This window comes from Cohnella soli (genome assembly GCF_042655525.1).
Classification (GTDB): domain Bacteria; phylum Bacillota; class Bacilli; order Paenibacillales; family Paenibacillaceae; genus Cohnella; species Cohnella soli.
The window spans coordinates 288,353-314,220 of the sequence record NZ_JBHSMI010000028.1 but is presented as its reverse complement, the minus strand read 5'-3'; the positions used below and the strand labels follow the sequence as shown (position 1 = coordinate 314,220).

Annotated in this window: 25 protein-coding genes; 8 read left to right on the top strand and 17 right to left on the bottom strand. The window is 53.7% G+C overall.

The features are described 5' to 3' along the window. Positions 1-6 precede the first annotated feature (6 nt). Positions 7-801 carry an ABC transporter permease gene (locus ACFPOF_RS17690; protein ID WP_378134987.1) on the bottom strand — a complete coding sequence of 265 codons (795 nt, stop codon included), beginning with the start codon at positions 799-801 and terminating at the stop codon, positions 7-9. Next, positions 798-1,874 (bottom strand): ABC transporter ATP-binding protein, encoded by a 1,077-nt coding sequence (locus tag ACFPOF_RS17685; protein WP_378134985.1) that lies wholly within the window; start codon positions 1,872-1,874, stop codon positions 798-800. Before ACFPOF_RS17685 ends, ACFPOF_RS17690 begins: the two co-directional genes overlap by 4 nt. A gap of 124 nt (positions 1,875-1,998) precedes the next feature. On the opposite strand from ACFPOF_RS17685, the gene ACFPOF_RS17680 reads away from it, so the two are divergent. Then, positions 1,999-3,018 (top strand): LCP family protein, encoded by a 1,020-nt coding sequence (locus ACFPOF_RS17680; RefSeq protein WP_378134983.1) that lies wholly within the window; start codon positions 1,999-2,001, stop codon positions 3,016-3,018. A gap of 2 nt (positions 3,019-3,020) precedes the next feature. Continuing rightward, the gene (locus ACFPOF_RS17675) at positions 3,021-4,346 is read left to right on the top strand and encodes a glutamate-1-semialdehyde 2,1-aminomutase (RefSeq protein ID WP_378134981.1); all 1,326 of its coding nucleotides are present in this window, start codon (positions 3,021-3,023) and stop codon (positions 4,344-4,346) included. A gap of 84 nt (positions 4,347-4,430) precedes the next feature. Here ACFPOF_RS17675 and ACFPOF_RS17670 read toward each other — a convergent pair whose 3' ends face one another. The 5 genes from ACFPOF_RS17670 to ACFPOF_RS17650 form a co-directional block, all read right to left on the bottom strand. Continuing rightward, positions 4,431-5,336 (bottom strand): Rpn family recombination-promoting nuclease/putative transposase, encoded by a 906-nt coding sequence (locus ACFPOF_RS17670; RefSeq protein ID WP_378134979.1) that lies wholly within the window; start codon positions 5,334-5,336, stop codon positions 4,431-4,433. A 254-nt stretch (positions 5,337-5,590) separates the two neighbouring features. Beyond that, on the bottom strand, positions 5,591-5,857 hold the full coding sequence (locus ACFPOF_RS17665; RefSeq protein WP_378134977.1) for a barstar family protein: 267 nt from the start codon (positions 5,855-5,857) through the stop codon (positions 5,591-5,593). Then, positions 5,854-6,324, bottom strand: a complete 471-nt coding sequence (locus ACFPOF_RS17660) for a ribonuclease domain-containing protein (protein WP_378136030.1) — start codon at positions 6,322-6,324, stop codon at positions 5,854-5,856. The genes ACFPOF_RS17665 and ACFPOF_RS17660 overlap by 4 nt, the downstream gene beginning before the upstream one ends. 220 nt (positions 6,325-6,544) lie before the next feature. Then, the gene (locus ACFPOF_RS17655; RefSeq protein WP_378134975.1) at positions 6,545-7,501 is read right to left on the bottom strand and encodes an L-threonine 3-dehydrogenase; all 957 of its coding nucleotides are present in this window, start codon (positions 7,499-7,501) and stop codon (positions 6,545-6,547) included. Between the two features lie 39 nt (positions 7,502-7,540). Beyond that, positions 7,541-8,731 (bottom strand): glycine C-acetyltransferase, encoded by a 1,191-nt coding sequence (locus ACFPOF_RS17650; RefSeq protein WP_378134973.1) that lies wholly within the window; start codon positions 8,729-8,731, stop codon positions 7,541-7,543. A 125-nt stretch (positions 8,732-8,856) separates the two neighbouring features. On the opposite strand from ACFPOF_RS17650, the gene ACFPOF_RS17645 reads away from it, so the two are divergent. Further along, positions 8,857-9,408, top strand: a complete 552-nt coding sequence (locus ACFPOF_RS17645) for a helix-turn-helix domain-containing protein (protein WP_378134971.1) — start codon at positions 8,857-8,859, stop codon at positions 9,406-9,408. Positions 9,409-9,512: 104 nt separating this feature from the next. Here the strand turns inward: ACFPOF_RS17645 and ACFPOF_RS17640 are convergent, their stop codons facing one another. Beyond that, positions 9,513-10,943, bottom strand: a complete 1,431-nt coding sequence (locus ACFPOF_RS17640; RefSeq protein ID WP_378134969.1) for a WG repeat-containing protein — start codon at positions 10,941-10,943, stop codon at positions 9,513-9,515. 13 nt (positions 10,944-10,956) lie between these two features. Continuing rightward, a complete protein-coding gene (locus tag ACFPOF_RS17635; RefSeq protein ID WP_378134967.1) occupies positions 10,957-11,979 on the bottom strand; it encodes a sulfate ABC transporter substrate-binding protein in 1,023 nt (340 codons plus the stop codon). A gap of 299 nt (positions 11,980-12,278) precedes the next feature. Here ACFPOF_RS17635 and ACFPOF_RS17630 point away from each other — a divergent pair, with 299 nt between their 5' ends. From ACFPOF_RS17630 to ACFPOF_RS17620, 3 genes are all read left to right on the top strand, one after another. Next, entirely contained in the window at positions 12,279-13,358 is a 1,080-nt protein-coding gene (locus ACFPOF_RS17630) for a sulfate ABC transporter substrate-binding protein (RefSeq protein WP_378134965.1), read from the top strand. 165 nt (positions 13,359-13,523) lie between these two features. Beyond that, positions 13,524-13,949: a MarR family winged helix-turn-helix transcriptional regulator gene (locus ACFPOF_RS17625; RefSeq protein WP_378136029.1), complete on the top strand. Its 426-nt coding sequence runs from the start codon at positions 13,524-13,526 to the stop codon at positions 13,947-13,949. Positions 13,950-14,012: 63 nt separating this feature from the next. Next, the gene (locus ACFPOF_RS17620; RefSeq protein WP_378134963.1) at positions 14,013-14,501 is read left to right on the top strand and encodes an anthrone oxygenase family protein; all 489 of its coding nucleotides are present in this window, start codon (positions 14,013-14,015) and stop codon (positions 14,499-14,501) included. 13 nt (positions 14,502-14,514) lie between these two features. Here the strand turns inward: ACFPOF_RS17620 and ACFPOF_RS17615 are convergent, their stop codons facing one another. The 6 genes from ACFPOF_RS17615 to ACFPOF_RS17590 form a co-directional block, all read right to left on the bottom strand. Continuing rightward, entirely contained in the window at positions 14,515-14,961 is a 447-nt protein-coding gene (locus ACFPOF_RS17615; protein ID WP_378134961.1) for a YdeI/OmpD-associated family protein, read from the bottom strand. An 80-nt stretch (positions 14,962-15,041) separates the two neighbouring features. Continuing rightward, on the bottom strand, positions 15,042-15,293 hold the full coding sequence (locus tag ACFPOF_RS17610; protein ID WP_378134959.1) for a hypothetical protein: 252 nt from the start codon (positions 15,291-15,293) through the stop codon (positions 15,042-15,044). Between the two features lie 61 nt (positions 15,294-15,354). Continuing rightward, positions 15,355-16,206 (bottom strand): inositol monophosphatase family protein, encoded by an 852-nt coding sequence (locus ACFPOF_RS17605; protein WP_378134957.1) that lies wholly within the window; start codon positions 16,204-16,206, stop codon positions 15,355-15,357. Positions 16,207-16,396: 190 nt separating this feature from the next. After that, positions 16,397-17,167, bottom strand: coding sequence for an enoyl-ACP reductase FabI (fabI, locus tag ACFPOF_RS17600; protein WP_378134955.1), 771 nt, complete (start codon positions 17,165-17,167; stop codon positions 16,397-16,399). 155 nt (positions 17,168-17,322) lie between these two features. Next, entirely contained in the window at positions 17,323-18,339 is a 1,017-nt protein-coding gene (gene uvsE / locus ACFPOF_RS17595; protein WP_378134953.1) for a UV DNA damage repair endonuclease UvsE, read from the bottom strand. A 57-nt stretch (positions 18,340-18,396) separates the two neighbouring features. Then, positions 18,397-18,714 (bottom strand): hypothetical protein, encoded by a 318-nt coding sequence (locus ACFPOF_RS17590; RefSeq protein ID WP_378136027.1) that lies wholly within the window; start codon positions 18,712-18,714, stop codon positions 18,397-18,399. A 370-nt stretch (positions 18,715-19,084) separates the two neighbouring features. Between ACFPOF_RS17590 and ACFPOF_RS17585 the strand changes: the two genes are divergently transcribed. Next, positions 19,085-19,765 carry a DNA-binding response regulator gene (locus ACFPOF_RS17585; protein WP_378134951.1) on the top strand — a complete coding sequence of 227 codons (681 nt, stop codon included), beginning with the start codon at positions 19,085-19,087 and terminating at the stop codon, positions 19,763-19,765. 509 nt (positions 19,766-20,274) lie between these two features. Here ACFPOF_RS17585 and ACFPOF_RS17580 read toward each other — a convergent pair. Further along, positions 20,275-21,411 carry a D-alanine--D-alanine ligase gene (locus ACFPOF_RS17580; protein ID WP_378134949.1) on the bottom strand — a complete coding sequence of 379 codons (1,137 nt, stop codon included), beginning with the start codon at positions 21,409-21,411 and terminating at the stop codon, positions 20,275-20,277. Between the two features lie 26 nt (positions 21,412-21,437). After that, a complete protein-coding gene (locus tag ACFPOF_RS17575) occupies positions 21,438-22,607 on the bottom strand; it encodes an amidase domain-containing protein (protein ID WP_378134947.1) in 1,170 nt (389 codons plus the stop codon). Between the two features lie 378 nt (positions 22,608-22,985). Here ACFPOF_RS17575 and acnA point away from each other — a divergent pair, with 378 nt between their 5' ends. Then, the gene (gene acnA / locus ACFPOF_RS17570; RefSeq protein WP_378136025.1) at positions 22,986-25,700 is read left to right on the top strand and encodes an aconitate hydratase AcnA; all 2,715 of its coding nucleotides are present in this window, start codon (positions 22,986-22,988) and stop codon (positions 25,698-25,700) included. Positions 25,701-25,868 lie beyond the last annotated feature (168 nt).

The following is a 25,868-nucleotide window of genomic DNA, read 5'->3' as shown; positions in this document are numbered from 1 at the left end:
ATCCGCTCAACCTCCTTGCACGAACAGCCGGCGACGCGCCGACCGCCAGACGAGCATAATCGGCACGAGCAAAACGACCGTCCATACGACTTGCACAAGCAACGCGTTCCAGACGTCATCTCCCGTGATTCGTCCCGTGAATACGGAACCCGGCAAATACGTAATCGCTTGAAACGGCAGCCAGTTCATAACGGAAATCGCCCATCCGGGGAAAAACGCTATCGGAACGACAACGCCGGAGAGCAGATCGACGAGCACCCTTTTCATCGACATCAGCCCTTGGTTGTTCTCGAAGAAAAAAGCGCCGAGTCCGGTCAAAATGTTAATCTGCGAATTGATTAGAAAACTAAACCAGATCATGACGAAAAACACAATCCATACTTTCGGGTCGGTCGGCAGTTCCAACGGGAAAATGAACGATACGATAATCATTCCTGGCACCATAAACAATCCGAGACGGAACAGCCCTTCTCCGAAGCCTTGCATCATCTTAACGAGCAAATACGAATATGGCCGAATAATCTGGATCGACACACTGCCGTCTACGATCTCATTGGAAATTTCGCGGTCCAGGTTATTAAAGTAAAAAGCGCGTGCCATCCAAGCCACGGCGACGTAAGTGGACATCTGAATGACCGTAAACCCTTGCAGCGTCTCGGCGTTACCATAAATCGCTTTCCATAGGAAATAATAAGCACCGATGTTAATGGCATAAATAATAATGCCGCTATAATAGTTCACGCGATAAGCGAGCATCATGAGAAAACGGATGCGGACGAAGTCCAAATATGCGCTGATCATGACTTGTCAGCCCCCGATGCGGCTAACGCCGGAGCAGCGTCCGTCAAAGCGGACAAGTCCTTCGGCGCATCCGCGCTGCCGGACCGATAAATTTCCCGTACGATCTCGTCCGTGTTCGTCTCGAAAATTTTGATATCGCTGATGTCCATGTTCGCCTGCCCGACAACGCGCGATAGCACCTCGGATACGTTCATCTCGCGAGGGAACCACACCTTGGCCGTCAATTCGTTCTCAAGCGTCCAACGGACGTCGAGCCCTGAAGTCAAAGAGGACACGTCCAGCTGGGAGACCGGATCGTTGAATTGAAACTGAATCTCGCGGCCTTTGCCCCAGCGCGCTTTGAGCTCTTCGAGCCCCCCGTCGTAGATGATGCGGCCGTCGTCCAGCATAATGACGCGCGAACACAATGCTTCAATATCTTGCAGATCATGCGTCGTCAACAAAATGGTCGTTCCTTGCTCGCGGTTAAGCCGCTTCAGGAACTCGCGGATTTCCGTCTTCACGACAATATCAAGTCCAATCGTCGGCTCGTCCAGAAACAAAATCGACGGATTATGCAGAAGCGCTGCGACAAGCTCGCATCTCATCCGCTGACCGAGACTGAGTTTGCGAACCGGGCGATTGAGCAGCTCCTGGAGCTGCAGCGTCTCCACAAGTTCGTCCAGCCGTCTTTGGAAGTCAGTCTCGCCGACTCGATACACTTTGCGTAGCAGCCTGAACGATTCGATAACGCCGATATCCCACCAAAGCTGACTGCGTTGGCCGAATACGACGCCGATGCCGTGAACGAACTTCTCTCGGTCTTTATAGGGAACGAATCCGTTTACGAGCAGCTTGCCGGACGTCGGCACGAGAATGCCGGTGAGCATCTTGATCGTCGTAGACTTGCCCGCACCATTTTCACCGATGTATCCGCAAATTTCGCCTTGCGGAATTTGAAAGCTGATATCTTTGACCGCGGTCACTTCGGTATGCTCTCGCTTAAACAAATCTTTGAGCGCGCCCGACAGACCTTCACGGTTTTTCTGCACGCGGAATTGCTTTCTCAGCTCATTCACGTCGATCGCTAACATATTGCCTCCTTATGCGCCCCGGAGAGCGATGGCGATTAACAGGATTAAATTTCCTTAACTTGCTTATCCGTTCGCCGAAACTTTATAATTTTAACATATATCGCAATCGGAGAGGACATATTCAATGCGCAGAAAGTGGAAAGTTACGCTCTATACCGCGCTCGCGACGCTCGTGCTTGTCATCGGCTTCGTGGCATGGAAAGTTTACGCAACCTACGACGAGATGGACAACATCTCCAAACCGAAAGACGAATCCCGCTTCGGCCAGTTCGAAGAGAAACCCGAGTACAAGCCGCCGGAATGGGAAGGCTCCGAGCGCGTCAACGTCCTGCTCATGGGCGGGGATGAACGGGGATTACGCAAAGGCGAGGTCGCCCGTTCCGACTCGATGCTTGTTGTGTCGTTCGACCCGGCGAGTAAGAAGATCCACCTGTTTTCCGTGCTACGCGACACGTACGTCGACATTCCGGGTCATAAGTCGAACCGGGTGAACACCGCGATTACGTTCGGCGGCCCCGAGCTCGCCATGAAGACGATCGGTAATATGACCGGTCTCGACATCCAATATTATGTTTACGTCGATTTTCAAGGATTCATCAAACTCGTGGATGCGCTGGGCGGCATCGACTTCTATGTCGAGAAGGACATGAAATATTCCGATGCAGCGGACGGCCACGTGTACGATATTGATTTGAAAAAAGGGCAGCAGCATCTCGACGGCGAACATGCGCTCCAGTATGTGCGCTTCCGCCATGACAAAATGTCGGACTTCACCCGGACGGAGCGCCAGCGCGATTTCCTGAAGGCGGTTGCGAACAAGCTGCAAACCGGCTGGAACTTGATCAAGCTGCCGGACATTTTGGGAGAAGTGACGCCGTTCATGGAGTCTAACATGTCTGCCATGGATATGCTTAAGCTTGCCAGCCTCGGCTACAAATCGCATCAAGCCGGCTCCGTTCAGCTACCGCCGATGGAACTGCTCGAAGATCGGGATGTGGGCGGCTCCTCCGTGCTCGGTATTCGCAACGAAGACGCGCTTAAAGGTTATGTGCAGGAAACGCTCGGCAAGGACGACACCTTGCCGGAGGCGTCCTCTTCTCCTTCGGCTTCTTCGGCGAACACTTCATCCGGAGGGACGAAATAAACATGACGACTTTGAACAGATCACGTTCCAACCGCTTGTACGAAGAAGCGCAGCAGCATATCGTTGGCGGGGTGAACAGCCCTTCGCGCTCCTTCAAGGCGGTCGGAGGCGGAGCGCCCGTGTTTATGGAGAGAGGCGAAGGCGCTTATTTCTGGGACGTTGACGGCAACCGTTACCTCGACTATCTGGCAGCTTTCGGACCGATTATTACGGGACATGCTCACCCGCATGTCACTGAAGCGATTGTACGCGCTGCGCAGACCGGCACACTGTACGGAACAGCGACGGAACACGAAATCCGGCTCGCTGCCATGCTGAAGGAAGCCATTCCTTCCATGGACAAAGTACGGTTCGTCAATTCCGGTACGGAAGCGGTCATGACGACGATCCGCGCCGCTCGAGCCTTCACCGGTCGCAACAAAATCATCAAATTCGCCGGCTGCTACCATGGTCACGCCGACCTCGTGCTCGTTGCGGCAGGCTCCGGCCCTTCGACACTCGGCATTCCGGACAGCGCGGGTATCCCGCCGAGCATTGCGAGTGAAGTGATTACGGTGCCGTTTAACGAGCTGGACGGTCTTAAGCAAGCACTCGAACGTTGGGGCGACCAAATCGCCGCCGTCATGGTCGAGCCGATCGTAGGCAACTTCGGAATGGTCATGCCGAAGCCCGGGTTCCTGGAAGGGCTGTGCAAGCTTGCCCGGGACAATGGGTCGCTCGTCATCTATGACGAGGTGATCAGTGCATTCCGCTTCCACTACGGCTCGACGCAGACGTTGCCGTTGTTCCCCGACCATGACGCGATTCGCCCCGACTTGACCGCCCTTGGCAAAATCATCGGAGGCGGATTGCCGGTTGGCGCATACGGCGGTCGAGCCGATATTATGGCAATGATTGCCCCGCTTGGCCCTGCCTATCAAGCTGGCACGATGGCGGGTAATCCGGCGTCCATGCTCGCGGGCATCGCCTGCCTAGAAGTGCTGCGCGAACCCGGCGTATACGATCGGATGGAAGCGTTAGCTGCCCGGCTTGCGGACGGCTTAAAAGCTGCGGCCGACCGAAACGGCATTCCACTCACGGTAAACCGGATTCTCGGTGCGTTCTCAACCCATTTCTGCGACCATCCGGTAACGAACTACGAAGAAGCGCAAGGCTCGGACGGCGAAGCGTTCGGCCACTTCTTCCGCTTGATGCTCGAACGCGGCATCTATCTAGCTCCGTCCAAATATGAGGCGTGGTTCCTGACGACCGCCCATACGGACGTTGACATCGACAAGACGCTTGAAGCCGCGGAGCAATCATTTCGGGAAATGGCTCTTGATCAATAGCAATACAAAGAACCGCTCAAGGCGCATTTCACGCTTAAGCGGTTCTTTTTCCACATATATCCAAAATGTCGTGCGCGTTACTATTTAATCTCGCTTGATTCGTTCGAGTTCTTCGGCCGTAAGCCCGGTAAGGTTCACGATCGCGTCTGTATCCAGCCCTAGCGAAAGCATGTTAGCCACGATCTCACGTTTGCCTTCGAGCTTGCCTTCGAGCTTGCCTTCGAGTTTGCCTTCGAGCTTGCCTTTACGCTCCCCTTCCAGCCTGCCCTTCCGCTCAGCGGCTGAAAGTCCGCTGTTGTACTCGAGAATCGCGTCTTCCCTTGCTTCGTATAATCGTCGCGTCTCCTCATCGGCACTCAGCATACGCAATCGTTCCTCAGCCGATTTGATCGTCGCATCCATCTCCATCAACTCCTCCAATTGGCGTTTGGTCGTCTTATGTTCCAAAAACAACAGCCACCTGTGCAAAGGGTTATTGATATCCATTGCCGTTCTGCGAAATTTTGCGCATTCCAGAAAATGAATTTCGAATACATCGGTCAGCCGGTACGCACGAAACGTATCTTCATAGAGATGAAACGTCGTATGAAAAGCGTCGAGAGGGAGAAAGGCATAATCCAGGATATTAATTGCGATCGTCTTCTTCAACAGATCGTAATCAAGTCCCTCTTTAATCGAACCGGTGAACAGTCGGGCCAGATAATAAAGCGTTCGTTTCTCCATCGCATAGTCGCGTTTAAGCTGCACTTCCAGATCAATCTGCTCGCGATCCATCGTCTCGCATCTGACGTCAAGACGACCGACTTTGCCATCCAGCACTTCGGCTGTAAGCTCCGTGTTGTCGATGATCGTAACGTCGACGATCCTCTTGTTGTGCGACGGACGCAAAATCGCATTTAATAACTCGACCAAAAGTTGCTTGCTCTCATGTTCTCCGAACAGCCGCTTAAACAAATAATCGTTTTTCGGATTTAACCGACCTGCACTCATCGCGTTTCTCCCCTCATTATAACATCGCCGGCACAGGCCGCAAAACAACAAAAAGCCGCTGCATTCTCCGGCAAAAGAGAATGAGCGGCGCGTGCTTCGCGTCCAGTATACAGACTTATTCTATTGGTACTAGCATAGCATACTAGGGCGTGTCTGAATACTCGCTCAGGGGCATTTTTCACCGCCTTTTCGCCCCCTGCTTCGTCACTTTTGCTCGACGTACCTCCGGTACGCCTTTACAAAAGTTCCTTGGCTTATTTCACGTATTCAAACTCAATTCCGTCGTACTGGTCGGCCGCATCGCGGAAAACTTCGACAATACCGGAGTAACGCTCCTCATTCTCGGAATCCCCTATCCATCTAATGGTCAGCGGCGTCGGCAAATATCCCGTGACGCAGTCCCATAACGCGTCCAGATTACGGCCATACCATTCGGGCAATCCAAGTTCCCGCTTCAACCATTCATGGACGTCCGGCTCTTGATCCGCACTGGATTGCCTTAGTTCTACAACCGATCTCATTCACGAACACTGCCTTTCTCCGTAATATTCGTAAACGATCGATAGTGATCCGTCGACATGTAGATTAAACCGTCATTCGAATATAGAATCCGGTCCGCGCCGCGCGGTCCCTTCTTGTAATTGATGTCCGCCTCATACCATTGTCTGTTTTTCGCCTTGGGCAGCAGCCCTTCACGATTGCCAAATCGGTCTCCTCCGATACTCTTGCCGGGAGCTACCCGATCCAGATTACCTTCGGCAGGCACCCAACCGAGCTGTTCGGCTTCTTTCTTGGTAATGAAATTATCCGGCAGGCGATTGTACTCCCGAATGTAATCGGACACTTCCTTAAACCCGGTAAGCGGCGCCTGTTCCGCACTGGGAACCGCAGACGGGACAGCCGATGAGGCAACTGAGGAACTTTCCGCGGAAGGTGCCTCGACAATAGCCCCGCAGCCCGCCAGCAAAAGCGTCAGCAGAGCCAGCATGGCCGCCAGCGGTCCAAACCATGTGCGGCCCCTACCTAATGTTCTTATCATTACACGATGCACTGTATTCCCTCACTTCCAAACCCGAGTCATTGCGAGAAGTGTACCTAAGAGCACCGTTACGCGTCAACTTCCTCAAGAGCAACGCAAAAAAAGGAGCATTCTCCATAGTCGACTTTCTGACCACAGAAGAACGCTCCTGCCCTTTTCCATCATGCGATTATCCGATTTTCTTGTAAAGCGCGCTCAAATGATCAAGCATATCCTGCGTCATCCGCTCCAGATCGTAGGCAGGGGAGAAGCCCCATTCTTCCGCTGCGGCGGAACAATCGAGCGAATCCGGCCAGCTCTCGGCGATCGCCTGGCGAACCGGGTCTACCCGGTAATCAAGCGCGAAGCCCGGAATATGACGGCGAATGGCGGCCGCAACCGCTTCCGGATCGACGCTCATCGCCGTCACGTTAAACGCGTTGCGGTGGCGAAGACGGGCGGGATCCGCCTCCATCAATTGCACGATCGCATCGAGCGCGTCCGGCAAATACATCATATCGAGATAAGTACCCGCCGAGATGTAGGAAGTGTAACGCCCTTTCGTGACGGCTTCAACGTACATGTCGACGGCGTAGTCCGTTGTCCCTCCTCCCGGCGGAGCCGAGTAGGAGATGAGCCCTGGAAAGCGCAAACTCCGCGTATCGACGCCATACTTCTGATGGTAGTAGTCACAGAGCAGTTCGCCCGCCACCTTGCTTACGCCGTACATCGTCGTCGGACGCTGCACGGTGTCCTGCGGCGTATGCTCTTTCGGCGTACCCGGGCCGAAGGCGCCGATCGAGCTCGGCGAGAAGAATGCGCAGCCCAACTCGCGCGCGACTTCGAGCGCATTGCTCAGCCCGCCCATGTTCAAATTCCATGCCAGCAGCGGCTTCGCTTCTGCGGTAGCGGACAGGAGCGCCGCCAGATGCAAAATCGTATCCACGCCATGCCTCTTGGCGGCGTCCATCATTGCTTGGCCGTCCATGACGTCGAGCAGATCGAACGGACCCGAGCGCACCGCTTCATAATCGCCCGTGCGAATATCCGTCGCCAGCACCTGATCTGCGCCGTAACGGTTGCGAAGGTGGCTCACCAGCTCGGAACCGATCTGCCCGAGCGCGCCGGTAACGAGAATTTTTTCCATCCTGAATGTCCCCTCTCCCGATAACCAATGGCCCGACTATTAGATCAAGCCAAGCTCGCGGCCTACCCGCTCGTACGCAGCAAGCGCCTCGTCCAGCATCTCCGTCGTATGCGCCGCCGTCGGCATGTTGCGGATACGCCCCGTTCCTTTCGGCACGGTCGGAAATACGATCGCTTTCGCGTAGACGCCTTCCTCCATCAACCGTTTGCTGAACGTTTGCGTAAGCGTCTCGTCGCCGATAATGCATGGCGTAATCGGCGTTTCGCTCGCACCGATGTTAAATCCGAGCTTCTCCAATCCTTGCTTTAAATAATTCCCGTTCGCCCACAGGCGGTCCTGAAGCTCTGTGCTCCGCTCCAGAATCCCGATGGCCTCGAGGCACGCCCCGAGCACAGCCGGAGGAAGTGAAGTGGAGAACAGAAACGGTCGGCTCCTCACTTTCAGCCAATCGATCAATTCGCGACGACCGGCTACATATCCGCCGACGACGCCTATGGCCTTGGACAACGTCCCGATCTGAAAATCAATCCGGTCGGACAAACCGAAATGTTTGACCGTGCCGGCGCCGCCGCCAAGTACACCCGAGCCGTGAGCATCGTCGACGTACGTGATCAAGTCGAACTCTTCCGCAATCGCCGCTATTTCCGGCAGCTTCGCGATATCCCCGTCCATCGAGAACACGCCGTCCGTAATGACCATCACTTTGCCGTACGCGCCTGAGCGCACCGCCTCTTCGGCTTTGGCGCGCAGATCTTCCATGTCGGAGTGGCGGTAACGGATAATTTTCGCGCGGGACAATCGGCAGCCGTCGATGATGGAAGCGTGGTTCAACTCGTCGGACAATATCGCGTCGTTCTGATCCATAACAGCCGAGATGGCGGCCATATTGCAGTTAAAGCCCGACTGGTAAGCGATGGCCGCTTCCGTATGCTTGAACTCGGCCAGTTTCTCTTCCAACTGAACGTGCAAGTCGAACGTTCCGTTTATCGTCCTTACCGCTCCGGCTCCTGCACCGTATTTCTCGGTCGCCTTCACTGCTGCGGCGATCAGCCGTTCGTCGGTTGCCAACCCTAAGTAATTGTTTGAACTTAAGTTGATCCGTTCCGCGCCCCTGATCGAGATTCGCGGACCATTAGGCCCTTCCAGCGGGTCTATTTCGTTATACAAGCCTTTGCTTTTCAGTTCGGCTATGTTTTCCTTCAGAAATACGGACAGCAGCTTGCTTCCCACCGCCATCTCCTCCTCATGTCCATGTTATTCGAAATAACGCACAAAAGTTCAATATAACGCATTTACGTTATAGTATACACTTGTATGTTATAATGTAAATACCTAATTGAGCGAGGTTGATTCAAATGGAACAAATTCATATTCGGCTAGGCCAAAACTTGAAAGCGATTCGCAAGATGAGGGAACTCAGCCTTGATCAAATGTCGGAAATGACAGGGGTCAGCAAGGCGATGCTCGCCCAGATCGAAAGAGGAGAATCCAGCCCGTCGATCTCGACGATATGGAAAATCGCCAACGGACTGCGTCTGACGTTCTCCACCCTCATCCAGGAAACGAGGCCCGCCGTATCCGTCGTTCGCCAATCGGAAGTTCCGCCGCTCTCTTCCGAGGACGGCAAATTCCGTGCCTATCCGCTACATCCGTTCGACCCCCACCAGCATTTGGAAATTTACTCAGTAGAGATGGATCCGGAAAGCACGCATTGGTCAGACGCCCACAACGAAGGAGTAGAAGAGTTCTTGATCATCGCCGAAGGAACGTTGGAGCTTACGATCGGCGAAGAACAATATGTCCTCGGTCAAGGCGATTCGCTACGCTTCGCCGCAGATCGCACCCACCATTATCATAATGCGACAGACCGGATGATTCGTTACCATTCCCTCATTTATTACACGTAAATTTCACCTCTATAAGCCACTTATTGAGAAAAATTAATAAGCTCCCTCCGATCCGTGGAACGGACCTTAGGGAGCTTTCCATTTAACTTATATCATTGCTGCGATTATTTGGTCGCCGGAGCCGCGGCAGAATCGGAGGACTCGTCGACTTCCCACGGCGCTATGGCAACAATCGTTCCTTTCGCATCGATCAACCGTGGCGCCTTGCCGACCAACACTTTCGCCAGACCGCGATCGAATGCTTCGACTTCGTCAAACTTCGCCGGAATGACAATGTCGCCTTTACGATTAATAAAGCCGTATTTGCCGTCTTTCCCGAAAGACGCGAGACCGCCATGGAAATCTCCGACATCGTCATATGTCGTCGTAATGATCGTCTCGCCTTTGGCGTTCACGTAACCGAACCCTTCGTCAAGCTCTACCGCCGCGAGTCCTTCGCTGAACGAGTATGCTTGCGCGTATTGAGCGGGGATAACCAGCTTGCCAGTCGCGTTCACGAATCCGAACGAACCTTCGCCCTCTTCGCCTTCCGCTTGAACGAGTCCTAGCCCGTCGCTGAAATCCGAGACGTGTTGGTAGATCGCCGGAATAACGATTTTACCGGATCGATCGATATAGCCGTATTTCCCTTCGATCTGCACGCCGGCCAAGCCGCCGGAGAAATAAAACGCATCCTCGAATTGCGGCGCGATCGCCTCTTTGCCCGTTCGATCGATATATCCGAACAGATCTCCTTTGCGAACGAGGGCGAGGCCGCCCGAGAAGTCATACAGCTCGTCGTACGACGGGCTGATGACCGTCTTGCCGGTCACGTCGATGTAGTACTGCTTGCCGTCTTGCTCGACAAGCGCGAGCCCTTCGGAGAAATCGAATGCTTGCGAGAACTGCGGCGCGATCACTTCTTTGCCGGAGGCGTCGATATAACCGAATTTGCCTCCGACGCTTACGATAGCCAGCCCTCCGCTGAACTCATTCGCCTGATCGTACTTGGCTGCGATAACCGTCTCGCCGAACGTGTTTACATAACCTTGCTTACCGCCCTGGACAAAAGGATGAAGACGAGGAGAAAGCTCAAGCGCTGTCGGCGACCACGATACGCTTGCGCCGAATATGGCGGCGACGGCTCGAGCCGGAACGAGTAACGTTCCGTTTTGCACGACCGGGGCGGCGGCAAGCGGCTTGCGTGCCCCATTAATGACGGCAGATTTCGCGTTTGCGACGACAATCAGCTGGCGGTTGCCTTGTGCGAACGTCGCAGTTTTCGTCGTTTTGTTCCAATCCAGAGAAAGACCGAGCGCCGACGCTAACGTTGAAGCGCTGACGTAAGCTGTCCCCTGGAACAGCGTCGACGTCCCTCCCGGTTGAACGACGCCTTCTACGGTAATGCCTAAGCTAGCGCTTGCTGCTGATGCCGATGCTGCCGAACCGAAGCTGGCGATTTGCACTGCAGCCAACGCAGCCGCCGCAACCAGCAGCATTTTACGGATCGCCGGACGCTGAACAGATAATACGGAATAATCGAAATGTATCGTCATAGGGATGGTCTCCTTATTTCAAATAAATTTGATCGAATGTGCCTTTATCCGCGAAATGCTCTTTCTGTGCTTTATCCCAGCCGCCGAAATCCTTGATCGTGATCAAGTTCAGTTTCGGGAAGTTCTTCTCGAATTCTTTAGCGACTTTCGGATTGATCGGACGATAATAGTTTTGTGCCGCGATGCGCTGACCCGCTTCCGTATAGAGATAGTCGAGGTAAGCGGTGGCGACTTGGCGCGTATCGTGCTTGTTAACGTTTTTCGTAACGACGGCGACGGACGGCTCCGCCAAAATGCTCAGCGACGGTGTGACGATCTCGAATTTGTCCCCGTATTCTTTCTTGGACAAGTACGCTTCGTTCTCCCATGCGATCAACACGTCGCCAATGCCTTTTTCTACGAAAGTGTTCGTCGATCCGCGAGCGCCCGTGTCAAGAACCGGAACGTTCTGGTACAGCTTCTTTACGAACTCTTTCGCTTTGTCTTGGCTGTTGTTGTTATGTTTAAGCGCGTACCCCCATGCGGCGAGATAGTTCCAGCGAGCGCCACCTGATGTCTTCGGATTTGGCGTAATGACTTTGACGTCGGACTTGATCAGATCGTCCCAATCTTGAATATTTTTCGGGTTGCCTTTGCGGACGAGGAATACAATTGTCGATTTGTACGGAGCGCTGTTGTTGGCAAGACGGTTCTGCCAGCCTTTGGCGATTAACCCTTTCTGTTCGATCGCAGTTACGTCGTATTCAAGCGCCAACGTCACGACGTCCGCTTCCAAACCGTCGATGACAGAACGGGCTTGCGCGCCGGATCCGCCGTGCGATTGCTTAATCGTCACTTTCTGTCCCGTTTTCTTCTCCCAATACTTCGCGAATGCCACATTGTACGCCGCGTACAATTCACGGGTCGGGTCGTACGAAACGTTAAGCAGCGTTACGGATTTCTTTTCATTCTTCTTCGTTACGGCGCCGAACACCGTCGTAGCGGATAAAACAAATGCGAGTACGGCAAGCAACGTAATTCTGAGTGGATTTCTCATGCGAATAACTCCCCTTTTCATTGGATAAATGTTGAAAAGCAAGAGGCCCCGATTTCAAACGAACGCCGCGTCAAAAAGAATCTCGACACCGCGATCGCGAATTCGGGGCCTCCGGTTTACCGGTCGGCTCGATGGCACGATTTGGAATACACCCATCATATTCCACACTATTCCTAGTTGTCAACTATGATTTTGTCATTGACAACCGAATTGTCCCGTTGATACAATCGCCTCAATAAATCCAATAATTTCTATTGGAATTAAAATCAGATCCTTCCGAAGAAAAGGGGAACTATCCAATGACAAAGCGCAACCGCTCGCGCAAAGGCGCTATCGCAATCGCATTGATTACGCTTATCACGGCAACGACGCTCACTGCCTGCTCCGGGGGCGACAAAAACAAAAACGCCGAGGCGTCTGCGACGCCGGCGTCCGATTACAGCCAATCTTTATCGCTCGTTAATGCGGTATCCGACAACACGGCCGCATTATTTAAGGACATCGATGCCGGCTTCATTCAGGATTGGAAAAATCGCACCGGACAATCCATTACGATTCAGCAAGCCGCCGGTATCTCCTCCGCTCAGGAAGCGGCCATTATCGGCGGACAGCTCAAAGCGGACATCGCCACGCTCGGCGTAGGCATCGATATCGATGCCATTCAGGCAAAAGGTCTGGTCGGCGAAGGCTGGCAGCAACGTTACGACTACAATAGCTCGCCGTTCTCGACGGCAGTCGCGTTTGTCGTCCGCCCCGGCAACCCGAAAAACATCGCGACATGGGAAGACACCGTAAAACCGGACGTCGCTATCGTCACATCCAACCCCGCCACCGATTCCGACGCCCGTTGGTACTATGCGGCCCCATGGGCTTACTCGCTCGACAAGCAGCCCGACGATCAGAACGCGGCCAAAGCTTTCGTAACCAGCTTCCACAATCAAGTGGCCGTTCTGGCGGGCAACGACGCCGAAGCCGAGAAAGCGTTCCTCGCCGACGGCAAAGGTGACGTCTGGGTTACGACAGAAAGCCGAGCGTTATCGCTCGCGAACGGATCGGCGAAAGGCAAAATCGATGTCGTCGTTCCCGACGTCACGTTAGCCGTTGAACCGATCGTCTCGGTTATCGATTCCGTCGCGGACGCGAACGGCACCCGCGAAGCCGCCAACGCGTATGCTGATTTCCTGTTTACAGAAACAGCTCAGACGCTCGCCGCACAACATTACTTCCGTCCGCGGTTCGAGTCGGTAACGGAACAATTCGCCGATAGGTTCGCGGCCACAACGCTGCTGACCGTCGACGATAACTTGACCGGCTGGGAAGACCTGCAAGCGGCGCTATTCGCAGAGAGTGGATTGTTCGGTCAGCTTGCGAAGAAATGACGATGCGGGCAATCCGCTGCCTTTTCATAAGTGACGCCGTCAGGGAAGCTCATCCTGGCGGTTTTTATCATGGATACGAAAAAACGCTTGACAATAATCGGTAATTTTTATATATTTGTTTGCGCAAGCAATAATTTCAACGTGATCGGGAAAGGAGAACGTCACATGCTTCAAGTGTATCTTAAAGAATGCTTATATTTCACGGCTAATCGTCTAGGAAGAATCGTTAGCAGGATGGCGGAAGATGAATTCGCTTCGAGCGGAATGTCCCCGACCTCTGCCTTTTTACTTATGGCGGTGTTTGAGAAAGACGGAATTTCGCAAAAAGAACTAGGTCATATTTTACATCTCCAACCTTCTACGGTGACCCGACTTATTGAGAAACTCGTTGCCAAGAATCTGATCTACAATCGCGTTGAAGGCAGACTTTCGCTAATCTACGCAACCGACAAAGGCAAAGCGACGGAAGAAGTCATTAATGAATGCTGGAATAATCTTCGCAGAAGATACGTTGCAATACTCGGAGAAGAAGGTGACGCCCTCTCGTTTCGGATTGATGAGGCTAGCGATCGCTTAGAGAAACCCAATTGAGGAGTCTAATTTTATTTTCTAATAACATTTGCTTGCGCAAACAATTATAGGAGGTTTTCAACTATGGGAAATTTGTTATTCGGCTTAACTTTCGCTTCCGCGCTCGGCTCCGGTTTAATCGCAGGTATATTTTTCGCCTTCTCGACATTCGTAATGACAGCACTCTCCCGCCTACCGGCAGAGCAAGGAATCGTCGCCATGCAATCCATCAATTCCACCATACTCAGCACATTGTTTAGTTTTGTCTTTATGGGAACGGCTTTGGCATGCGTCGTACTTGCCATTGTATCCTACAAAAAATTGGGAACACCGAGCGCTGCTTATCTGCTTGCCGCAAGCTTGCTTTACTTCGTTGGGTCATTTCTCGTGACCGTCATCTTTAACGTTCCTCTCAATGACACGTTGGCTGCCGTTGCTCCCAACAGCGCCGCAGGGGCTCAACAATGGACACATTATCTTTCCAGTTGGGTCGCTTGGAATCACGTCCGGACGATCGCTTCGCTCGCCTCTTTGGCTTTCTTCATAGTCGCTCTTCGAAAATGGGGAAATTGAGCAAATAGACCGACTAGACCTTGCCTTCTCTTAATGCACTAACTGCTTTCACAATGCGCTTCTGCCGGGTTTCAGCCGTCTTGGCCTCTTCGATCGAAAGAACGATCCGCCGCCTATTACTATAGGACAGTCCTTCGAAAAATTGCTTTGCCTCAGGATCAAGGTCAAGCTCGCTCGAGAAGTCGGAAGGAACCGTCAACTCACGCGGCTCGTTATCCAGTTCAATATCGACTTCCACTTCGTCGCCGGCCGCTACACCGGCGGCCAATCGATTTTCCGCGCTGAGCGGAATCATGAACTTCCCGCCCATGACTGCGACCGTACTACGATAAGTATGACCTCCTATCGTCACGCTTACAGGCGGTTTCTTGCCCTTGCCGAGACTGGTTACAACCTCATCCGGAACTTCCATACCCGTTGCCGTTTTACCACCGGGTATAATCGTCGTGCGGAATTTCATCCTGCTCCACCTCCGATATTAGTGATTGAATGGTAAAGAACCCGAGAGCTGACGAAATAATCAACTTTCGGGTTCTGAAATCAATTCGACTGACCGTCTTTCTCTTTCTTCGCCGAAGTATCGACGTTATCGTACCGCCCATCTACTTCTTCCGCCATCTCCCTGTAGAGCTTCGTCTCTTCGACGACAGGATCGAGCTCGGCCTGCACCCGAACTTCCCAACGCGGCTGCAGCCGCTTCACCGCTTCTTCTTTCGCATCTTCCTTTAAGGCATCTGGCTGTTCTCCGGACAAGCTGCGTGCGAGCAGTTCCTCCGCTTCCTTGCGATCCAATGACATCGCCCCCTTCATCAACTTCATCCGATTATTCTAGCATGGACGAAACTCTGTCATCTCATGTGCGTTCGATCGCTTGCAGCTCCTCAACCAGTTCGTTGTGAATGCGACCATTCGTAGCGACGACGTTGCGCACGCCTAGGTGGTAAGACTCGCCATTTACGTCAGACAACCGGCCTCCCGCTTCTTCGATAAGCAGTGACCCCGCCGCGATATCCCACGAGTTTAGGTTGTATTCCCAGAACCCGCTAAGACGTCCGGCCGCCACGTAAGCGAGATGAAGTGCCGCGGATCCCGCCACGCGCAAGTTGCGGACTTTGGGCGCAAGCCCCTGTACGCTCTTTAAGTTGGCCGGCAACGCAACGTGTTGGTCCGTCGGGAAGCCGGTCGCGAGCAGGCTACGACTAAGTGTCTCTTCGTCCGCCACGTTCATTTTGCGACCGTGCACGTATGCGCCCTTGCCTCGTTCCGCGACGAATAACTCGTCTCTCGATGGATCATACACGACGCCAACGATCACTTGCCCGCGATAAGCAAGCGCGATCGACACCGAGTAGAACGGAAACCCGTGAACGAAGTTGGTAGTCCCGTCCACTGGGTCGACGATCCACAAATACTCTTCGTCGCTCACGTCCTCCAACGCTTTGGCGGACGCTTCCGGACCAGGTTCCACGCCTTCTTCTCCAAGGAAAGAGTGATGCGGAAAATGTGTGGCGATCAGGTTACGGATCATTCGCTCCGCACCTTTATCCACTTCCGTAACCAGATCATGCAACGATACTTTCATATCTAATTGAGTGAAATTCCCCGATTTGCTTTTGATCCATTCTCCGGCCTTGGCCGCGCAGTTGACAGCAACCGCGGTAAAGCTTTTGCCTCCGATCGGACTTTCCGGTTCGTTAACGTCCATCGTTCATCCCTCATATCTATTATCTATGAAATCGATTCGCCGCAATCAAGCGTCTAACTCTATCATATACGAAAAGTGACGGAAGCGGTTGCGACGAATGTCGCATCGATGCGCTTGTTTGCCATCTATTTTTACACCCAAGTGTAAAAAGAAGCCGTCGGCATAACGCCGTTCGGCTTCCGATATCGAATTAAATTCCGACGGTGCTGTACCCATTGTCGACGTGAATCACTTCGCCCGTAATCCCACGGGCCCAGTCGCTCATCAAGAACAGCGCCGTATCGCCCACATCCGAAGCATCCGTCGTACGACGCAGAGGCGCTTTCTCCTCCACTTGCTTCAATATGGTGTTGAAGCCGGAAATGCCTTTCGCCGCCAACGTCCGAATCGGGCCGGCCGAAATAGCGTTAACGCGTATGTTGTTCGGGCCGAGATCGCTGGCAAGATAGCGGACGGAAGCTTCCAGCGCCGCCTTTGCTACGCCCATGACATTGTAGTTCGGCAACGCGCGTTCCGCACCCAGATAAGTCATTGTTACGATACTGCCGCCTTCCGTCATAAGCGGGTGCAGCCGCTGTGCAACAGCGGTGAGCGAGTACACGCTGACATCATGCGCAAGCGCGAAACCGTCGCGGGACGTGTCGACATACATCCCATCCAGCTCTTCCGTTTTCGCAAATGCGATGCAATGCGCCAAGCCGTGAACGACGCCGATTTCTTCGCGCAGACGATGGGCGAGTGCTTCCACATCTTCGTCCGAAGTCACGTTACACTGTACCGTACGAGAGCCTTCGATCGTTTCCGTCAACTTCTTGACCCGCTCTTCAACCCGTTCGTTCTCGTATGTAAAAACCAGCTGCGCGCCCTGCGACGCGAGCGATTTGGCGATAGCCCAGGCGATGCTCCGCTCGTTGGCAACGCCCATAACGACGATATTTTTTCCTTGCAGCAATCCGTTCATTTCGTGAAAAGCCCCCTCGTCACATGTAAGGATGCAGTTAGTAATCAATGAAGCCTCAGATGCCAAAAGCAGCAACCTTCACTGACCAAATTAACCCATTTTCACGGGGAATGCAACAAGGAATTCGGCCAAGCGCAGCAATAGTGGTTGCGTTTTCAACTACCGATCTCCACACTGCCTCCGTCAATGACCTTCACCGGCTCTCCAGCTGCTTCCAGTGCGCGGAAATCTTCCATCAGCTTCAATAAAGCTTCGTCTTTTTGTTTGGCTTCGATCATGACGTCGATCGCCTTCGTCGAGCCTGCTGCTTCGAACAAGAAACGCTTCAGATCTGCAATATCGACGTAATCGGCATGACCTCTCGGGTCGGATGCGCTTTTCGGACTTGAAACGTGCAGCTTCGGAGGAAGCCAAAGCGGCGACTCGACGCCGCCGATCTTGACGTTCCAAGGTTGGCTATCCCATGTACGCAAAATCCGTGGCCACAGTTCAATCGCGCTCTCGCTGCCCGGGTTGACTGTGTGATGATGGATGTCCAACACCATCGGAGCTCCGACCTCTTCCGCAATCGCAAGCGTCTCGGCAGCGGTAAATGTCTTATCATCGTTCTCGAGAGTCATTCGTGCCGTGATCCGACGGTCGATGCCGCGATATTGGTCGATGAACCTTCGGCCTGAAGTTAATTTATCCCCGTAGCTTCCGCCGACGTGAATGTTATTTGTCGCTCTTTCATCCAGCCCCATCGCCTCGAGCATACGGACGTGGTGGTTGAGATCCTTCACCGATTTGCGAAACACTTCCTCGCGAGGCGTGCTTAACACCGTAAAATGATCCGGGTGAAAAGAAACGCGCATGTCATGCTCCCGAACGAAGTTCCCAACCTCCGCGAACGAGGCGGCCAATATCGGAATCGGATCCCAATCCGCCAAATCCTCATGGGTCGCAAGCGGGATCAGCTTGGATGTCAACCGGTACACTTGTACCCCCATATAGCGATTATGCTTCAACAGCCTGAGCGTATTACGCAAGTTGTCTTCCGCGATGCGCTCGAGTCGCCGCAACCCCGCTTCCCTGTCCGGCAGCTTGGAGAAGGTCGACATCGTCATCGTCTTGGAAGGCGAAGCGTTCTCCAACTTTACCGACATAGCCACGTAACCGAAACGCACAATCACTAGAACTCAACCCCTGACGACAGCTTATTCGGCTTAAAGTCGTTTTGCCGTGTCCGGCTAGGATTGCTCTCCGAAAAACATCTCATGCGCGAGGGCCGTCTGAATTCTAGCTTCCTCGTCGGTCAATCGACGGACGAGTTCCATCTCCACTTGAGTGACTTCTTCGCCCTGGAAATTAATTTCAGCAATAGACGCAACGATTCTAACGATTGCAATCGCTTGATTGTCGGGCGTGTATGCGATCACTTTCTGCCCCGTCGGGTATACCCTGAACTGCTTTTTGACCATTTTGCCACGGCCGTATTCGAGCAATTCGTACAATTCCTGCTCAGACTTGAATTTGCACACGGAATTAAACTCGGTTTGAAAACCCATAACGCCAGCCCCTCTCCGCATCCTTATGTATCTCCCTTATTATACCCTTCGGACAGGTGTTCAGAAAAGGTTCGTAAATTGTGGAAAAAGTGACTTTCTAGACGTTATTCACATGAGGATAACTGCTTGAGCGCATAGCATCCTCCGATTCTCTTGTGCATAACTGTCGCGACAGCTGCTTTCTTCCGACTTACTCACCAGTTATCCCGCATTGTATCCCCATTGCCCCCAATACATCCACATTTATCTTCATAGAGACAATTTTATCCACAGAGTGTTATACTTATTTCATATTGCGAGCGAAGCACGCCGCCATCAATCCTTTCAGAGGGTTGGGGCGGCGTTTATTATTTTCTGGAGGTGTCTGGTGTTGAGTTTATTTGAAAAAGAATATTGCGTTTGGCTGGAGGGACATCTCGCGAAGAGTCGTGGGGAAAGATTGCGCAGGCTTAAAGAGCGCCACGGATTCGGTGAAAAGTGTTTTCTCGAGAACGCGTGGTGGCCCGTCGTTGGTAGCTTGGCGGATCTGCATCCAGAGTATGAGTTCATTGCACCGGACGGCAGTCATTACTTTATGGACTTCGCCTACTTACGCCTGCCTCGCCCGACTTGTCTGGAGTCGGACGATTTCGGCTCGCATGCGAGGGATGCAGATAGGCGAGGTTTCTCGCGAGGGCTCGATCGACAGAATGAAATCGCGCTCGCAGGCTGGCACGTTTTGCGGTTCTCCGTCGACAAACTAAAAGAGAATCCGGTCGGTTGCCAAAATCACGTTCATCGCATGATGACCGAGTGGTACGGACACGAAGATGATTCGTTGTTTGGCTTATCGCTGTACGAACGAGAAATTATGAGGCTGGCTGCAACTTGCGGAGATACTTTTACGGTTGCGGATGCATGCATTCGGCTGGGACGGCAACAGAAATTTGTGCGTAGTCTACTACATTCACTTGTACAATCTGGCTATCTAGAACCAGCTTCCGGAGAGAAGCGAATACGCAAGTTCAGAATTAGGGCACGTCATCGCTGGAATGCCGGGCGGCGCTATTGATGCATGAATTGGTGGATTAGTTGCCGTGCTAGGTGAGCAGGGTTAATAGTCGTCCCGGGGAGCATTATTTCGACGAAGTGCGGGACTTCGTGGCAGTTAGTGATCCGAGGAATCATTATTTCGACGAAGTGCGGGAATCCGTGACAGTTATGGTCCCGGTGATCAATATTTCGGCGGAGTGCGGGAATTCGTGATAGTTAGTGGTCCGAGGGATCATTATTTCGGTGGAGTTCGGGAATTCGTGGTAGTTAGTCGTCCCGGGGAACATTATTTCGACGAAGTGCGGGAATCCGTGATAGTTAGTGGTCCGGGGGATCATTATTTCGGCGGAGTGCGGGAATCCGTGACAGTTAGTGGTCCGGGGGATCATTATTTCGGCGGAGTGCGGGAATCCGTGACAGTTAGTGGTCCCGGGGATCATTATTTCGGCGGAGTGAGGGAATACGAGGAAAACAAAAGCCGGATAGCCCCAACATGGGCCATCCGGTTTACGCAGCACTCGCGGCGAGCTATTCGTCGCCGCCGTAGTCGATCGACTGGCGTTCAGCGTGACGCTCGAGTGCAAGCGCAATGAGCGTGTCGAGCAGTTCGCGGTACGAGACGCCCGACTCTTTCCACATAAGCGGATACATGCTGAATGGAGTAAATCCCGGCATCGTGTTCACTTCGTTGATGAACAGCGCGCCGTCGCTGCGACGCAGGAAGAAGTCCGCGCGGCATAGTCCCGAGCCGTCAATCGACAGGAATGCGCGCACGGCCATCTCGCGAATCGCCGAAGCGGTTTCCGGCGGAATTTCAGCCGGAATGACCATGACCGATTTGCCGTCGATATACTTCGCCTTATAATCGTAGAACTCGTTCGAGCTGCAAATTTCGCCCGGCAAGGAAGCACGCGGATCGTCGTTGCCAAGCACGCTCACTTCGATCTCGCGCGCGTCGCAAAACTCTTCGACGATCACTTTACGATCGTAGCGGAGCGCTTCCTCGATTGCCGCAACCAACTCCGCGCGATCACGCGCTTTGGATACGCCGACGCTCGACCCGAGGTTAGCCGGCTTGACGAAGCAAGGATATCCAAGCTCCTCGATGTTCTTTAAGCATGCTTCACGATCTTTCTTCCACGCAAAGCGTACGAAATGCCTATAAGCTACCTGCGGAAGTCCCGCCTGAGCGAACATGGTCTTCATCGCCACTTTGTCCATTCCGACTGCTGAAGCGAGAACGCCAGCACCTGCATACGGCAGCCCAGCCATTTCGAACAAACCTTGAATCGTCCCGTCTTCGCCGAACGTTCCGTGAAGGAGCGGCAGCATGACGTCGATTGCCCGCCCGTCGTCCGCCGGATTACCCTCTGCCAGCACTTTCTCCGACATGCCCTGCAGTACCGGCAACAACGCAGGAGCAGCACCATTTTCCAGAACGCCGCCCTCCGCCTTCGGCGAGAACTGAAGTTCCGCCACCGCAGCAGGAGGAGCCGCAAGCAGCGGCCCCGATCTCCATTGCCCTGTCGGCGTAATATAGAAAGGAATGATTTCATATTTGTCGTAGTCGAATGCTTTCAGCACCGCGAGCGCAGTCTGCAGCGACACTTGATGCTCGCCTGAGCGGCCGCCGTACACAAGCCCTACGCGTAGTTTATTCCCCATCACATCTGTAACCTCCGGCTTCGCCTCTAAAACTCATCGGCAATATGGTAAAAATAGTACCGGGTGTTGTCCGTCCATGCATACGAATCTTTGTAATCCCAATACCGATGTCGGCTGCTGACCGTATTTGCGTTTACGAGGGGCATACCGTCCGGAGTGAACCCTGTCACGATCACGTTGTGCCCGACCCTTCCACTACCGTCCCAATCGTAACAAATGACATCACCGAGGCGAAGCGCCTCAGGACCGGATACTTGCTCCGCTCTGAGACCGTAAGTCCTCGGATTACCGAGATAATGCTTCAAGCTGTTCGCAACCGCCCAACTGAAGCTCCAATTTTCTTCGTTGCCGGAATACCCTTTGTACCACCAGCCCGATGGCCTTTTCCCAGTATAATTCATAGGTGCGCCGCCTGCAAAGATGCACTGGGACACGTAGTTCGTGCAGTTCACTTCAAATTTCTCGTAAGACGGGTTCGGCTCGTTCCACCATCTTTCGGCATAAGCGACCGTTTCCTCGCGAAAATAAGGAATACCTCTGCGGGATATCCCTTGACCACCGCCTCCATAGCCGTAACCACCTCCCCCGTTCATTCTGCCATAATAAGCCTCATTTTCTGCCTCACCGCCCCGCGCTCCGATATCTCCATACCCATGCGTGTTGGACGATCCTGCATATACTTTCGACTTGAACCCGTATAACGCCTGCGGATTCATATATGGAGCGGCCGGCGGATTCGGCTCCTTCCGATCCCCGTCCCATACGTCATGAACGTCGTCTTCCCCGTAGACGATCGCATCCGCCGGCGCCTCCGCGCCAATCGGTTTAATTGTATCAAGTCGCCATATACCACCGTGCCTGACGAAACGAATTTTTTCCCTTTCGATCCGTTCCTCAACCCATGGCTGCTTGCGCTGCTCCATCGTGCGCACGAGATGAATCGAGACATCTGCGACGGCATCCGTCCGCCCCGTCTTGAACCGCTCGATCCTCGCCCTCATCTCGCTGCGGACAGATTTGATCGCAGTCCGCGCATCGCGAGCGGCCGACAGGTTAATCCGCCCCGTCAGCCGTTCGCGATGCGCTTTGTCGGGTATGCCTCGCAGCTTGCGGGCATCCGCCTGTAAGGCGGCTTCGTTGATCACACTGACGTAATCGAACAACGCCTGCTTCCATTCCACATTGTCGCTTGGCATTGAGCATCCCTCCCCGTTGCGTACGGTTGGCGATCGAGGCAATCTTCGTCATTCCATCCTATGATCGGCAGGCAAATTCCATGACCGAGAGGCGACTAACGCGAATGAAACTGCCGCCGCTTGCGGAACGATATTGCAATGAACGTTTTCCCGGGTCCATCCACATCTTTATCTGCCAATAACCAGCATCTATATCGCTTCTTTCGGGCTAAAACGTCTTTACGTGCATCTTCCGAAAGGGTATACTGAGTACATGAAGTATTTTGAAATCGTGTTTCACTACATGAAACCCGAATCACTTGCTTGCGATTGCATAGCGAACATCAGACAGTCATCCAGATTACCAATCGCAGCGAAATCAATCCATCTTAGGAGGTCATCGTTTTGTCCAAACTCCCTTATCAAGTGGCGCAGGACCTGCAATCGTCCGGCAAATCGTACCGCTTCTACAGCCTGAAAGCGCTGGAAGAGCAAGGCGCAGGACCGGTATCCAAGCTTCCGGTATCCATTAAAGTGCTTCTCGAAGCAGCCATTCGCCAATTCGACGGCCGCGGCATCACAGAAGAACACGTCAAGCAATTGGCGAACTGGGCGAACGGCCGAGAAGACAAAGAAGTACCTCTTATCCCTGCCCGCATCGTCCTGCAGGACTTCACCGGCGTTCCGGTCGTTGTCGACTTGGCAGCTATGCGCGAGACAGTGAAGAAAAACGGCGGGGATCCGAAGCGCATCAACCCGCTCGTACCGGTCGATCTCGTTATCGACCACTCCGTCATGGTCGACGCTTTCGGCACGCCGGACGCGCTGCAGACGAACACGGACATTGAGTTCGAGCGCAACAACGAGCGTTATCGCTTCCTGCGCTGGGCGCAAACGGCGTTCGATAACTTCCGCGCAGTGCCTCCGGGAACCGGTATCGTTCACCAAGTCAACCTGGAGTACCTCGCTTCCGTCGCCGCTACGAAATCCAAAGACGGCGTAACCGAAGTGTACCCGGACTCCCTCGTCGGTACCGACTCGCACACGACGATGATCAACGGTCTTGGCGTCGTCGGCTGGGGCGTCGGCGGTATCGAAGCCGAAGCTTGCATGCTCGGTCAACCGCTTTACTTCGTTATGCCGGAAGTTATCGGCTTTAAGCTGACGGGCAAGCTGGCGGAAGGCGCTACGGCAACCGACCTCGCGCTCACCGTTACGCAAATGCTCCGTAAAAAAGGCGTTGTCGGCAAATTCGTCGAATTTTTCGGCCCTGGCCTTTCCAATATCAGCCTCGCGGATCGTGCGACGGTCGCCAACATGGCACCGGAATACGGCGCAACGATCGGCTTCTTCCCGATCGACGAAGAGGCGCTTAACTACATGCGCCTGACGGGCCGCGAAGAAGACCAAATCGAGCTTGTCCGCGACTATTACAAAGCGCAAGACATGTTCCGCACCGACTCGACGCCGGACCCTGTGTTCACGGACATTCTCGAACTCGACCTGTCGACGATCGTACCGAGCTTGGCCGGCCCTAAGCGTCCGCAAGACCGCGTCGAATTGACGAACATGAAACAAAACTTCAACGAAGCGATCCGCACGCCGATCGACAAAGGCGGCTACGGCCTGTCCGACGACAAAATCGCGCAATCCGTCGACATCAAACATCCAAACGGCTCGGCGAGCAAAATGGATACGGGCGCGGTCGTCATCGCGGCGATCACAAGCTGCACGAACACGTCCAACCCTAGCGTTATGGTCGGCGCTGGCCTCGTGGCCAAAAAAGCCGTCGAGCGCGGCCTTAAAAAACCAGGTTACGTCAAAAGCTCCTTAACGCCGGGCTCCCTCGTCGTTACCGACTACCTGACGAAAGCCGGCCTGCTCCCGTATTTGGAGAAACTGGGCTTCTACGTTGCCGGCTACGGCTGCGCAACTTGTATCGGTAACTCCGGTCCATTGCCAGACGAAGTCAGCTCAGCAATCGCCGACAATGACATGACGGTCGCTGCTGTCATCTCGGGTAACCGGAACTTCGAAGGACGCGTTCACGCGCAAGTAAAAGCGAACTACCTGGCTTCGCCGCCGCTCGTCGTCGCTTACGCGCTTGCAGGCAACGTCAACGTCGATCTGACGAAAGACCCGATCGGCTACGACGATAAGAACGAGCCGGTATACTTGAAAGACATCTGGCCAACGAACGAAGAGATCCAACAAGCGATCCAGGCTTCGCTCACGCCTGAAATGTTCCGCGCGAAATACAAAAACGTGTTTACCCAAAACGAGCAATGGAACCAAATCCCTGTACCGGAAGGCGAGCTGTACGCCTGGGACGAGAAATCAACCTATATCGCGAACCCTCCGTTCTTCAAGGATCTTGCTCCTGAAGCCGGGGACATCGTCGATATTAATGCGGCTCGCGTGATGGCGCTCATGGGCGACTCGGTTACGACCGACCACATCTCGCCTGCGGGCAACATCAAAACCGACAGCCCTGCCGGTAAATACTTGCTTGAGCACGGCGTGAAGAAAGAGGACTTCAACTCTTACGGTTCCCGCCGCGGTCACCACGAAGTGATGATGAGAGGTACGTTCGCCAACATCCGTATCCGGAACCAAGTCGCTCCAGGCACCGAAGGCGGCGTCACCACTTACTTGCCTACGGGCGAAGTCGAATCGATCTACGACGCTTCGATGAAATATCAAGACAACGGCACGAACCTGATTGTTATCGCAGGCAAAGAGTACGGCACCGGAAGCTCCCGCGACTGGGCGGCCAAAGGCACGTTCTTGCTTGGCGTCAAAGCGGTCATCGCGGAAAGCTTCGAGCGTATCCACCGCGCCAACCTGGTCGGTATGGGCGTTCTCCCGCTCCAATTCGCGAACGGCGCTAGCTGGAAATCGCTCGGCATTACCGGCCGCGAGACGTTCGACATCGGCGGCTTGTCCAACGACATCCAACCGGGACAAACGATTAATATCATCGCGACGCGCGAAGACGGCTCCACGTTCGAATTCCCGGTCATCGCTCGTCTCGACTCGATGGTCGACGTCGACTACTACCGCAATAGCGGCATTCTTCAGACGGTTCTCCGTCAAATGATGCGCGCCCAATAATCCCATACAATCGGCGTCTCAACGACGTCTGTGCCAAAAACCTTCATCCACGGATGAAGGTTTTTGGCGATCATGAAAAATCTTCCTATTCGGTTTTGTTTCCATTCCCCCGCTTCGGGTATAATGAACCCACGAACTCATCGCGGCAACAGGCCATAAGCAATTGGA